At 62.5% G+C, this 13536-nt stretch carries 8 protein-coding genes and 1 pseudogene; 7 read left to right on the top strand and 2 right to left on the bottom strand.

Going from position 1 to position 13536, the window contains the following annotated elements:
• Nucleotides 1–70: 70 nt before the first annotated feature.
• The 6 genes and pseudogenes from secA (at nt 71) to IPF76_RS02060 (ending at nt 7660) form a co-directional block, all read left to right on the top strand.
• Nucleotides 71–2806: a preprotein translocase subunit SecA gene (gene secA / locus IPF76_RS02085; RefSeq protein WP_293838972.1), complete on the top strand. Its 2736-nt coding sequence runs from the start codon at nt 71–73 to the stop codon at nt 2804–2806.
• 15 nt (nt 2807–2821) lie between these two features.
• The gene (locus IPF76_RS02080; protein ID WP_293838969.1) at nt 2822–3556 is read left to right on the top strand and encodes a sulfite exporter TauE/SafE family protein; all 735 of its coding nucleotides are present in this window, start codon (nt 2822–2824) and stop codon (nt 3554–3556) included.
• Between the two features lie 186 nt (nt 3557–3742).
• On the top strand, nt 3743–5140 hold the full coding sequence (locus IPF76_RS02075) for a circularly permuted type 2 ATP-grasp protein (protein ID WP_293838966.1): 1398 nt from the start codon (nt 3743–3745) through the stop codon (nt 5138–5140).
• A pseudogene (locus tag IPF76_RS02070) lies at nt 5140–6081 on the top strand (alpha-E domain-containing protein). The gene IPF76_RS02075 and the pseudogene IPF76_RS02070 overlap by 1 nt, the downstream one beginning before the upstream one ends.
• Nucleotides 6078–6881: a transglutaminase family protein gene (locus IPF76_RS02065; protein ID WP_293838963.1), complete on the top strand. Its 804-nt coding sequence runs from the start codon at nt 6078–6080 to the stop codon at nt 6879–6881. The pseudogene IPF76_RS02070 and the gene IPF76_RS02065 overlap by 4 nt, the downstream one beginning before the upstream one ends.
• A 47-nt stretch (nt 6882–6928) precedes the next feature.
• Entirely contained in the window at nt 6929–7660 is a 732-nt protein-coding gene (locus IPF76_RS02060; protein WP_293838961.1) for a peptidase, read from the top strand.
• A gap of 114 nt (nt 7661–7774) precedes the next feature.
• On the opposite strand, the gene acs is transcribed toward IPF76_RS02060, so the two are convergent.
• Nucleotides 7775–9739 (bottom strand): acetate--CoA ligase, encoded by a 1965-nt coding sequence (acs, locus tag IPF76_RS02055; protein ID WP_293838958.1) that lies wholly within the window; start codon nt 9737–9739, stop codon nt 7775–7777.
• Between the two features lie 97 nt (nt 9740–9836).
• Between acs and IPF76_RS02050 the strand changes: the two genes are divergently transcribed.
• Complete coding sequence (locus IPF76_RS02050) at nt 9837–11339, top strand: aldehyde dehydrogenase family protein (protein WP_293838955.1); 1503 nt, start codon at nt 9837–9839, stop codon at nt 11337–11339.
• Between the two features lie 9 nt (nt 11340–11348).
• On the opposite strand, the gene IPF76_RS02045 is transcribed toward IPF76_RS02050, so the two are convergent.
• A complete protein-coding gene (locus IPF76_RS02045) occupies nt 11349–13472 on the bottom strand; it encodes a beta-propeller domain-containing protein (RefSeq protein WP_293838952.1) in 2124 nt (707 codons plus the stop codon).
• Nucleotides 13473–13536: the final 64 nt, after the last annotated feature.

Genomic DNA, 13536 nt, shown 5'->3' with positions numbered 1-13536 from the left:
CTGCTAGGGGGCTTTTGCATATTTTGCGGCCCATGCGCCGCCTCTTTATTCACATTCCAAGGAATATTCGATGATTTCTGGCCTCGCCAAGAGCCTGTTCGGCTCGTCCAACGATCGTTATGTCGCCTCGATCCGCAAAATCGTCGACAAGATCAACGGCTTTGAATCCACCATGCAGGCGTTCGATGACGCGACACTTCAGGCGCAGACACCGAAATTCCGCGCCCGGCTCGAAGCCGGAGAGACACTCGACGACATTCTGCCCGAAGCCTTTGCCACCGTGCGCGAAGCCGCGGTTCGCACGCTCGGCATGCGCCATTTCGACGTTCAGATGATCGGCGGCATCGTCATGCATCGCGGCGAGATCGCCGAAATGGGTACCGGCGAAGGCAAGACTTTGGTGGCGACGCTCGCCGCCTATCTCAACGCGCTTGAGGGCAAGGGCGTCCATGTCGTCACCGTCAACGACTATCTCGCCCGCCGCGACGCCGAATGGATGGGGCAGGTCTATGGCTTCCTGGGGCTGACCACCGGGATCATCGTCCCCAACCTCAACGAAATGCAGCGCCGCGACGCTTATGGCAGCGACATCACCTATGCGACGAACAACGAACTGGGGTTCGATTATCTGCGCGACAACATGAAGTTTGACCGCCAGCAGATGGTCCACCGCACCTTCAATTTCGCAATCGTTGACGAAGTCGATTCAATCCTGATCGACGAAGCGCGCACCCCGCTGATCATTTCTGGCCCCACCGATGATAAGTCCGAACTCTATATTCGCGTCAACGAGGTCGTCCTCAATTTGACCGAGGATGATTATGAGAAGGACGAAAAGTCCAAGTCGATCAACCTGACCGAAGATGGCACCGAGCATGTCGAGCGGTTGCTCGAGGATGCCGGGCTGCTCCAGGGCAGCAACCTTTACGACATCGAGAACACCCAGGTCGTCCATCACGTCAATCAGGCGCTGAAGGCGATCCAGATGTTCCGCATCGATACCGACTATATCGTCAAGGACGGCAAGGTCGTGATCATTGACGAATTCACCGGCCGCATGATGGACGGGCGCCGCTGGTCTGACGGCCTGCATCAGGCGGTCGAGGCGAAGGAGGGCGTGCAGATCGAGCCCGAGAACCAAACCCTCGCGTCGATCACCTTCCAGAATTATTTCCGCATGTACCCCAAGCTTTCCGGCATGACCGGAACAGCGGCGACCGAAGCCGCCGAATTCTTCGACATTTACAAGATGAATGTCGTCAACATCCCGACCAACCGGCCGATCGCGCGTATCGACGATGAGGATGAGTTCTACAAGAATATCACCGACAAGTTCGGGGCGATCGCCAAGACGATCCGTGATGCAAACGAGCGCGGCCAGCCGGTGCTGGTCGGCACGGTGTCGATCGAAAAGTCCGAGCTGCTGTCGTCCTACCTCGAAAAGGAAGGCGTCGCGCACAGCGTGCTCAACGCGCGTTTCCATGAAAGCGAGGCGCATATCGTCGCGCAGGCGGGGCGCACGGGCGCGGTCACCATCGCAACCAACATGGCGGGCCGCGGCACCGATATCAAATTGGGCGGCAACGAAGAATTTCGTATCGACGACGAGCTGAAGGATGTGCCTGAAGGGCCCGAGCGCGAAGCCGGAATTGCGCGCATTCAGGCCGAAGTCGCTGCCGAGCGCGAAGCAGTGAAAGCCGCGGGCGGGTTGTTTGTGCTCGCCACCGAGCGCCACGAAAGCCGCCGCATCGACAACCAGCTGCGCGGCCGCTCCGGGCGCCAGGGCGATCCGGGCCTGTCGAAATTCTATCTCTGCCTCGACGACGACCTGCTGCGCATCTTTGGTCCCGACACCTTGTTCTCCAAGATGATGAACAAGAACCTCGAGGATGGCGAAGCGATCGGGTCGAAATGGCTGTCAAAGGCGATCGAGACCGCGCAGAAAAAGGTCGAGGCGCGCAATTACGATATCCGCAAACAGGTTGTCGAATACGACAACGTCATGAACGACCAACGCAAGGTGATCTACGAACAGCGCGGCGAGATCATCGACAGTGAGACCGTCGATGAAGTGATGATCGCGATGCGTGCCGAAACGGTCAATGCGATCGTTGCTGACGCCTGCCCGCCCGGTAGCTATCCCGAGCAGTGGGATATCGAGCAAATGAAGGAGCGCGTCGCCAATATCCTCGACCTCAATCCGCCAATCGATTCGTGGATGGAAGAGGACGCGGTCGACGCCGAAATTTTCGAAGAGCGCATCCAGGCGATGGCCGATGCCGTCGCGGCCGAAAAGGCGGCGCTCGTCGATCCGGACACGTGGAAGGGCATCGAGAAATCCGTCCTGCTTCAGACGCTCGACCATCAATGGAAAGAGCATCTCGCGACGCTCGACGCGCTGCGCCAGGTCGTGTTCCTGCGCGCCTATGCGCAGAAGCAGCCGATCAACGAATATAAGCAGGAAGCCTTTGCGCTGTTCGAACGCATGTTGTCGAACATCCGCGAGGATGTGACGCGCACCGTCGCGCGCATCGACCTGCGTTTCGACGAACCCGAGCCGATGCTGCTGCCCGATCTGCCCGATTTTTTGACGACGCATATCGATCCGTTTACCGGCGAAGATAACAGCGCCGACATCGATAGCGGCGGTCTGGGGCTGATTGCGAACACGCTGCCGCCGATGCAGATCCCGCGTCCCGATTTGCCCGAGGGCGACAACCCCTATGCGGCACTGGAGATCAGCCGCAACGCGCCGTGCCCCTGTGGTTCGGGCCGCAAGTACAAGCATTGCCACGGCCAGATCTGACGCGGCTCTGACGCGATGACCGGGCTCGGCGCGCTCTTTGGCTTGACCGCGTTGCTTTACGCTGCGGTCGGCTTCGGCGGCGGTTCGACCTATACCGCGCTGTTGTTGCTGGCCGGCGTGGCGGTCGGGCTTGTCCCGGCGATCAGCCTGGCGTGCAATGTCATCGTTGTCAGCGGCGGGACCATCCGCTTCGCGCGTTCGGGCGTGACACCCTGGGTGAAAGCGCTTCCGCTTGTCGCCGTCGCGGCGCCGCTTGCCTTCCTCGGCGGGCTGACGCCAGTGAAGCAGGGGGTGCTTGTCACGCTGCTCGGTCTGTCGCTGCTCGCCTCGGCGCTGGCGCTGCTGATCCAGCCGCTTACGGCTAGGCCGGTCAAGCTGTCGCCCGCGCTATTGCTGCCGATCACGGCGGCGCTCGGCTATCTCGCCGGTGTTGTCGGTATCGGCGGCGGCATCTTCCTCGCGCCGATCCTGCATCTCATTCGCTGGGCTGAAGAGCGCTCCGTCGCGGCGACGGCGAGCCTCTTCATCCTCGTCAACAGCCTGTTCGGCCTGACCGGCCAACTGCTGAAAGGTAAGGGCGGCGAGATGGTCGGCGCCGTTGCAAGCTACTGGCCGCTGCTGATCGCGGTGCTGATCGGCGGCGCTATCGGGACTCAGCTTGCGGTGAAGAGCGGGCCCGCGACACTGATCCGGCGGCTCACCGCCTTGCTGGTTGGTGTCGTTGCTATCCGTTTGTTGGTTGGATTCTAACGCTTTTTTGTACGCTTGCCTTCCCGCGCGGCGGTGCTAGCATTGCCCACACAAGCTTGGAGGCCACGTAGCCGACAAGCGACGCAGCAGCTGGAACACGGGACGCCGCGTAGGCCTACGGTATTGGGCGCGGCACGAATTGGCACGTTGCGTGGAAAGGGCAGGCGCATTTCCTTTTTTGACGAGATGAACAGCCAGGAGGGCGAAACCCGGTCGCCCTATCGCGAATATTGCGGGTGGTTCGAGGCCGAGGATGTGGCGCGCATCCAGCACAAGGCAGTGCAGGCCGAGGCGCTGTTCCGCACAACGGGGATCACCTTCAACGTCTATGGCGCCGTCGATGGCGACGAGCGGCTGATCCCTTTCGACGTCGTGCCGCGGATCATTTCGGCCAGCGAATGGCGCCGCCTGTCGCGCGGCATCGAACAGCGCGTCCGCGCGCTCAACGCCTTCCTCTACGACATCTATCACCGGCAAGAGATTTTGCGCGCCGGACGCGTGCCGACCGACCTGATCGCCGGCAACGCGGCGTTCCTGCCGATGATGATGGGGCTCGATCCACCCGGCGGCATCTATACCCATATCAGCGGCACCGACATTGTCCGCACCGGCGCCAATGAATTTTATGTGCTCGAGGATAATGCGCGCACCCCGTCTGGGGTATCGTACATGCTCGAGAACCGCGAAACGATGCTCCAGATGTTTCCCGAGCTGTTCGCGAAAGTGCCGGTGCGCGAGGTCAGCGACTATCCGATCAATCTTTTGAAATCGCTCGCCGCGTGCGCGCCGCCCGCGTGCGGCGGCACGCCGACCGTCGCGGTTCTGACCCCCGGCATCCACAACAGCGCCTATTATGAGCACAGCTATCTCGCCGACCATATGGGCGCCGAGCTGGTCGAGGGGCATGATCTGCGCGTTGTCGATGGGCGCGTCGCGATGCGTACGACGCAGGGGTATCGGGCGATCGACGTCCTTTATCGCCGCGTCGACGATGATTTTCTCGATCCGCTGAACTTCCGGCCGGATTCGATGCTCGGCGTGCCGGGTATCTGGGACGTGTACCGGGCAGGGGGGATCACGATCGCCAACGCGCCGGGCACGGGCATTGCCGACGACAAGGCGCTCTACAGCTACATGCCCGACATCATCGAATTTTATACCGGCGAAAAGGCGCTGCTGCCCAATGTGCCGACCTGGCGCTGTTCGGACCCTGAGCATCTGCGCGAGGTGCTCGATCGCTTGCCTGAGCTCGTAGTCAAGGAAGTCCACGGATCGGGTGGTTACGGGATGCTCGTTGGTCCTGCGGCGAGCAAGAAGGAACTCACGGCCTTCCGCGCCAAGCTGGAAGCGAACCCGGGCAATTATATCGCGCAGCCGACGTTGTCGCTGTCGACCGTGCCGATCTTCACCAAAAAGGGTCTCGCGCCGCGCCACGTCGACTTGCGGCCGTTCGTGCTGATGTCGCCGCAAGGGATTACGATCACCCCGGGCGGGCTGACGCGCGTTGCGATGACGCGGGGGTCGCTGGTCGTGAATTCGAGCCAGGGCGGCGGGACCAAAGATACCTGGGTGTTGGAAGATTGATGCTGGGCAAGACCGCAGGCAGCCTCTTCTGGATGGCACGTTATCTTGAGCGCAGCGAGAATAATGCGCGGCTGATCGACGCGGGGTTTCGCATCGCGCTGACGCGATCATCGACCGCGGCGGCCGAATGGAAATCGGTACTGGTGACCGCAGGTGTCAATCAGGCGTTCAAGGCGGCGCATGGCGACTATAGCTCGGCGCGGGTGATCGATTTCTTGCTCCGCGACCCTGCCAACCCGTCTAGCATCCTTTCGGTGATCCGGCAGGCGCGCGACAATGCCCGCACTGCGCGCACCGCGCTGACCCGCGAGACATGGGAAGCGGTCAACACCAGCTGGATGACGCTCGTCGCGCTGCTCAAGCGGCAAGTGCGCGAGGACGACCTGCCCGACGTACTGACGACGATCCGCCAGCAGAGTGCGCAGGTGCGCGGCGCGCTCAACGGCACGATGCTGCGCAACGACGGCTATCATTTCGCGCTGCTTGGCACCTATCTCGAACGCGCCGATAACACGGCGCGCATCCTCGACGTCAAATATTATCTGCTGCTGCCTTCGGTCGCGCATATTGGCACTTCGATCGACAATGTGCAGTGGGAGACGATCCTGCGCTCGGTGTAGGCGCACCGCGCCTATCACTGGCTCTACGGTACCGAGATCAGCGCGCTGAAGATTGCGGAGTTCCTGATCCTCTATCGTCAGATGCCGCGCAGTCTGGCTTTTTGCAGCGAGCGGATGGAGCAGCATCTGGCGCAGCTGCAACGCCATTACGGCGAAGAGACCGAGGCGTGGCGGCTGGCGCATGCGCTGAGCCATGACAAACTCAATGCGCCGATCCAGTCGATCTTCGACGGCGGTCTCCACCAATATGTGACCGGCTTCCTTCGCGATACTGCCACCCTCGCGCGGCAGGTCGAGCGCGACTATCGGTTTGTCGAATGAAACTTCGCGTCGAGCATATCACCAGCTATCAATATGACGCGCCGGTCAAATATGCGCTTCAGCAGCTTAAGCTGACGCCCAAGGACCGGCCGGGGCAGCAACATATCGTCGACTGGGCGATCGACATCGAAGGCGGCTCGCAGCAGCTGCACTATAGCGATCACCACGGTAACGGCGTCGACCTGATCGCGATCGATGGCGGCGTGAGCGAGTTGACGATTCGCTGTCATGGCACCGTCGAGCTGGAAACCTGGGACGGCGTGATCGGCGCGCACCGCGGCGCGATGCCGCTATGGACCTTCCTGCGTCCGACGCCGCTCACCCGCGCGGGGCGGCAGGTGCGCGCGCTGACCGCGCAACTCGGCCGCGACTATGCTAATGATATCGAGCGCGCGCATGCGCTGTCGGCGCTGATCATCGACCGTCTGGCCTACCGGATCGGCGTAACCGATGCCGAAACGACCGCCGAACAGGCGCTCGGCAGCGATGGCGGGGTGTGTCAGGACCACGCGCATATCTTCATCGCCGCGATGCGCCATCTGGGGCATCCGGCGCGCTATGTATCGGGCTATCTGATGATGAACGACCGTACCCAGCAGGACGCGACGCACGCATGGGCGGAGGCGCATTTCGAGCATATCGGCTGGATCGGTTTCGACATCAGTAACGGCCATTCGCCCGACCAGCGCTATATCCGCGTTGCCACCGGGCTCGATTATCGCGATGCCGCCCCCGTTCGCGGCATGCGTTATGGCGCGGCGCAGGAGAATCTGGTTGTCCAATTGCAGGTCCAGCAATAAGCGGACTGGGGCGACATGAACTATCCGGGGCGGGGATACGGGATTCGATGACTTATTGCGTTGGCATGCGTTTGAACAAAGGGCTGGTGTTCATGTCGGACACCCGCACCAACGCGGGTGTCGACGACATCGCGCAGGTCCGCAAGATGCGCAGCTGGCACGTGCCGGGCGAGCGCGTGATCTCGCTGATGTCGGCAGGAAATCTGGCAACGACGCAAGCGGTGGTCAGCCTGCTCGACGAACGCACCAAAGCGCCCGAAGATCGCCACCCGTCGATCCTGGCGGCGCCATCGATGTTCCAGATCGCGACGATCGTCGGCGAAACGCTGCGCCAGATCGTCATGCGCCACAATGCCGAAGGGCCGGCGGCGGCATCGCCCTTTCGCGCTTCGCTGATCGTCGGCGGGCAGATTGCGGGCGCCGAGCCCCGGCTGTTTCTGGTCTATCCCGAGGGCAATTTCATCGAGGCGGGTGAGGACAATCCGTTTTTCCAGATTGGCGAGACTAAATATGGGCGCCCGATCATCGTGCGATCCTACGATCCCGCGATGTCTTTTGAAGATGCCGTCAAGCTTCTCTGCGTGTCGTTCGATTCGACGATCCGCGCCAACGCCGGGGTCGACCTGCCGATCGATCTCAAGATCCACGAGCGTGACGATTTTACGACAGTGCGTGAACGGCGCTTCGAGCGTGGCGATGCGTATTTCGACAGCGTTGCCAACGGCTGGGCGGAAGCGCTGGGGATTGCGCTGGCTGAATTACCGGACTTTCATTTTTAAGAGCAGAGCGGCGCTCTAATTTCGTTCGGGTCGAGCGACGTCAAGATACCGCTCGACCTTGCGCTGCTCCGATGGACATCTCGACTTCGCTCGATGCGAACGGGTTTTGAAATTTTACCTGTTCTTCCGCCCCTCGATCAGCCCGTCGACCAGGCTCGGATCGGCGAGCGTCGAGGTATCGCCCAGCGACCCGAAATCATTCTCGGCAATCTTGCGCAGGATGCGGCGCATGATCTTTCCCGAGCGTGTCTTGGGCAGGCCCGGTGTCAGGTGGATATGGTCCGGCGTCGCGATCGGGCCGATCTCCTTGCGCACCTGCTGCCTGAGCGCGGCGGCGACCTCGTCGGTCGGCTCGACCCCGGCGTTGAGGGTGACATAGGCGTAGATGCCCTGGCCCTTGATGTCGTGCGGAAAACCGACAACCGCCGCCTCGGCGACCAGTTCGTGGAGAACGAGCGCGCTTTCGACCTCGGCAGTGCCCATCCGATGGCCCGACACGTTGATCACATCGTCGACGCGGCCGGTGATGCGCCAATAACCGTCGGCGTCACGACGGCAGCCGTCGCCGGTGAAATATTTGCCTTTGTAGGTCGAGAAATAGGTCTCGGCGAAGCGTCCGTGATCGCCAAAGATCGTGCGCGCCTGCCCCGGCCAGCTGTGCGTGATGCACAGATTGCCTTCGGCCGCGCCGCCGGTCTGCTCATCGACGAGCACGCCGCCCTCGGCATCAACGAGTTGCGGGCGGATGCCGAAAAAGGGCTTGCCCGCGCTCCCCGGTTGCATCGGATGCGCGCCGGGCAGGGTGGTGATCATGATGCCGCCGGTCTCGGTCTGCCACCAGGTGTCGATCACCGGCACGCGGCCCTTGCCAACGATCTGGTGATACCAGCGCCAGGCCTCGGGATTGATCGGCTCGCCGACGCTGCCGAGCAGGCGGAGCGAGCCGAGGTCATGGCGTGTCACATAATCGTCGCCCTCGCGCATCAGTGCGCGGATCGCGGTCGGTGCGGTGTAGAGGATGTTCACCTTGTGCTTGTCGACCACCTGCCAGAATCGGTCGTGATCCGGATAGTTTGGTACGCCCTCGAACATCAGCGTCGTCGCGCCATTCTGCAGCGGGCCGTAAACGACATAGGAGTGGCCGGTGACCCAGCCGATGTCGGCGGTACACCAGAAGATTTCGTGCGCGCGATAGTCGAAGCCGTAGTGGAAGGTGCTGGAGGTCCAAACACTATAGCCGCCGACGGTGTGGAGCACACCCTTGGGCTTGCCGGTCGAGCCCGAGGTATAGAGGATGAAGAGCGGGTCCTCTGCATTCATCGGCTCGCACGGGCAGTCGCCCGGAACATCGGCCGACAGTGCGTCATACCAATGGTCGCGGCCTTCCTTCATCGCGATATCGCCGCCGGTGTGCGCGATGACGAGCACGGCTTTCACATTGACGCGTTCGAGCGCCTTGTCCACATTGGCCTTGAGCGGCACCGTCTTGCCGCCGCGCAGTCCCTCGTCGGCGCAGATCACCCAGTCGCTTGAACAATCCTCGATGCGGCCGTGGATCGCCTCGGGCGAGAAGCCGCCGAAGACAACGCTGTGTACCGCGCCAATGCGCGCACAGGCCAGCATCGCGGCCGCGCCTTCGGGGATCATCGGCATATAGATGGTGACGCGGTCGCCCTTCTGGACGCCCATTTTTTTCAGCGTATTGGCGAAGCGGACGACATCGGCGAGCAGCGCCGAATAGCTGATCGTGCGCGTCTCTCCGTCGGGCGCGTCGGGTTCGAAAATGATCGCGGTGCGGTCACCATGACCCGCGGCGACAGGGCGGTCGACCGCGTTGTGACAGCGGTTGAGGACGCCATCCTGATACCATTTGATTTCGACCGGGTCATAGGACCAGTTCCCAATCCTGGTGGGCGCGTTCATCCAGTCGATGCGTTTGGCCTGCTGCGCCCAGAAGGCGTCGGGATCGGTGATGCTTTGGGCATAAAGCCGGTCGTAATCGGCTGCGCTGCAATGGGTGTTGGCCGCGGCATCCGCCGGAACGGGAACGAAGGGCTCGGACGGCGGCAACTCGGACACAGGCGACTCTCCCATTCGGGTTTGCATTGTTCGCCCGCTGCGATAACCCGCGAGCCACAAGTTGCAAGGCGCGAAGACATTAATGAAGGGACAGACGATGGTTCAACTGGGCCAGGAGACAGGGGCGCTGCTCGACAGGCTGGGGGTGGACCGAACGCTTTGGACCGAAGGGTCGATGCCATCGGCAACCCCTCTGACCGGCGAGCGACTGGGCATGGTGCAGGTCGTCGATGCTGCCGCGATCGACAACCGCCTTGACGCCGCAACCGCGGCGTTCCGTGTCTGGCGCCGCGTGCCGGCTCCGCGCCGGGGCGAGCTGGTGCGGTTGTGGGGCGAGGAATTGCGCGCAGCAAAGGACGATCTGGCCAGGCTGGTGACGATCGAGGCGGGCAAGATCCCGTCAGAGGGCGCGGGCGAAGTGCAGGAGATGATCGATATCTGCGACTTCGCGGTCGGGCTGTCGCGCCAGCTCTACGGCTTGACGATCGCAACCGAGCGGCGGGGGCACCGGATGATGGAGGTCTGGCATCCGCTGGGTGTTGTCGGGGTGATTTCGGCTTTCAACTTCCCGGTCGCGGTATGGGCGTGGAACGCTGCGCTGGCGCTGGTGTGCGGCAACAGCGTGCTGTGGAAACCGTCCGAAAAGACGCCGCTCACCGCGCTGGCCGTGCAAGCGGTGTTTGGCCGCGCCGAAGCGCGGTTTGGCGATGCGCCTGAAGGCCTCTCGCAATTGCTAATCGGTGGGCGTGAGTTGGGTGAGGCGCTCGTCGATGATCGGCGCGTCGCGCTGGTGTCGGCAACCGGATCGACGCGGATGGGTCGCAGCGTGGCGCCACGGCTCGCGGGCCGATTCGCGCGCGCGATCCTCGAGCTCGGCGGCAACAATGGCGCGATCGTAGCCCCATCAGCCGACCTCGATCTGGCGCTGCGCGGCGTGGCGTTCGGCGCCATGGGGACTGCGGGGCAGCGCTGTACGACGACGCGGCGACTGTTCCTGCACGACAGCATCTATGACGGCTTTGTCGCCAAGCTGAAGGCCGCCTATGCGACCGTTGGCGTCGGCAATCCGCTGGAGAGCGAGGTCCTTGTCGGGCCGTTGATTGACCGTGCGGCGTATGACGCGATGCAGGGCGCGCTGGGGGCGGCGGCCGCTGTCGGCGGCATCGTGCATGGCGGCGAGCGTGTCGGTGACGGAGGGAGCTTTTATGTGAAGCCCGCGCTGGTGGAGATGCCGGGGCAGGTCGGGCCGGTGCGCGATGAGACTTTTGCGCCGATCCTGTATGTCATGCGCTACGATGATCTGGATGCGGTGATCGATCTTCATAACGACGTCGCGGCGGGACTGTCGTCGGCGATTTTCACCACTGACGTGCGCGAGGCCGAGCGGTTCCTGGTAGCGAGCGATTGCGGGATCGCCAACGTCAATCTGGGCACGAGCGGGGCCGAGATCGGAGGGGCGTTCGGCGGGGAGAAGGAAACCGGCGGCGGGCGCGAAAGCGGGTCCGATTCGTGGCGCCAATATATGCGGCGCGCGACCAATACGATCAATTATTCGAACGCGCTGCCGCTGGCGCAGGGGGTGTTGTTCGAAATCGACTAGGCTGCGCGATTAGCGCTGCTGCAGCGGTGCAGTCAGGTCGATCCGCGCGATTTCCTTGATCTGGCCGGCGTCGATACGCGCTTCGACCAGACTGGTGCCCATCAGGCCGAAGATGCGGCCCGCGAGGAACACCGGGCGCGAATTGCCGTACCAATCGATGCAGGAGACTTCGCAGTCGTAATCGGGGTGCGTTTCGACATCGTCGGCGGGCACCGCGATTAGCGCTCCGGCGTCGGCGAGCTGTCCTGCGGGCGATTTGGTCAGAAAGCTCAAATCGCTGCTGAGCGACCGCCACCACCAGCGACCGGTGTCATCTTTGATCTCGACCGTCGGCACGCCGATGAGGCCGTTGCCGCCGGCATCGACGACGCTGTTGAACGCATGGCTGCGCCCTTCGCTTTCGTAGCGGCGGGGAAGGAAGGTCGACGACAGGATATGCGGGCTTTTGGCCAGACCGATCAGCGTCAGATTCAACCCCTTTTCGTCGCGATAGCCGTTGACGATGATGTCGCTTCCGACGCGTTCGGTGCGGACGATATTGTGCGGGATGTCGATCACCACCGCATTGCGGGGGCGTTGGACGGGAACGGCGACCACTTTCGACGCCTGCGGGCCGTCCTTCGCATCGGGCGGATAGCCGCCCCACCGGTCGCGCCCGCCGAAAACCAGCCAGTCGTCGGCGAAGCGATTTTCGATAACCCGTTTGCCGGTCGAGGGCAGCGGCGTGAAAGCGCCGTCGGGAACGGGTTCGAAAAGCGTGCCGAAGCTGCTGGTCCGGATTTTCAGAAAGCTGTTTTCGGCCGGGGCGCGATAAGCGCCTTCGCAGCGGAAGGTGCGCCAGTCGACCAGAGCACGAAACTCTCCATCGCGTTCATCCATCGACAGATGGTCATAAGGCACGCCCGAGACGCCCGCGACGCTGGCGTCGCGCTCGTCGATCGGCAGGCGATAGAGCGCGCCCGGTACAACGTCGCGCCGTTCAGCACGCGGCAGGTCGGGATAGGGCCGGTCATAATTCCAATCCTTCACGCATTCGTCCGCGTCCCCCAAGTCGTCGTAGCCACCCGACGCGTTCCACAAATAGATCGTTTCGGGTGACACGAACATTTCGGCAGCTGCGGGTCCGACGAAGCCGGTCGTGCGACAGTCGAGGCTGCGCTTACGGTCGAAATCGCCGAGTGGACACACCGAAATCGCATGGATGGTCGGGTCGGTCGTACGCAGCACCGGCTTGTAGATTGTGCGCACGTCGAGCAGCGGGGTGCCTTCGGCCTGCCGCTTCTTGCGCTCCGCCTCGGGCACCCAGCGCCGTAGCACGGGACGATCCTCAAGCTTCTCAAATTGTTCGAGCGAATAGGGCGTGTAGACGATCAGCCGATCGCCGACGATGCGCGTCGCATAATTGTCGATATCGTAGTAATCGTCGGACGTGATCAGGAAGACGCCTTCGCTCTTAACCTTGCCGCTTTCCTGGTCGAGCTTGAAGATCGACATTTCGCTCGCGTCGTCTTCATAGCTATAGGCGGTGATGATGACATGGTCGCCCTGAACCAGCATCTCGTCATGCCAGTCAGCACCCTCGAAATCGTCCTCCCATTGATATGTCTTGACGCGGTCCGCGGGCAGGCGCCGATAGACGTCGGTGCGGTCGGTGAGTTGCATCGTTTTCACGTTGATCGCAAAGATGCGGCCATCCTGCAGCACGAGCAGATAGTCGCCGATCTGCTTGACGATATCGCCTTCGTCGACCCCGGCGGTCTGGACATTGGTGATCGAGGTCGGCGCCGAAACTTTCGATCCGGTCACCACGACGTCCGCGGCGCTGTCCTCGGTCGGGCAGAGTTCGGGATCTTCGCAGACGGGCACATCTTCCTGCGTGAATGCCGCGATGACGATCTCGGTTTCCGCTCCCGCGTCAGCATGGTCGCGGCGGTCCTTGAGCCGATCCAGCGTCTTGAGATAGCGGCGAAACTCGCCTTCGCCCGAAAAGCGGACGAGTTCCTTTTCGGTGATGGCGTCGAACGATCGGTCTTCGAATGCCGGAACCTGCGCGGCCATGTTTGTGACCTCGCCCGATGTTGCCGCGCAACCCGCGAGCGATACCATCATCCCCGCCAGCCAATATCCCCGCATTGATTCGCCCCTCCCTTTTGGAAAAGGAATATCATGAATGCCTAGCGAGAGTTAGCGCATTGCG

The sequence above is a fragment of the Sphingopyxis sp. genome, from assembly GCF_016704835.1.
GTDB lineage: Bacteria > Pseudomonadota > Alphaproteobacteria > Sphingomonadales > Sphingomonadaceae > Sphingopyxis.
Note: the sequence above shows the minus strand (reverse complement) of the source record. Positions and strands in the feature narration are given on the sequence as shown.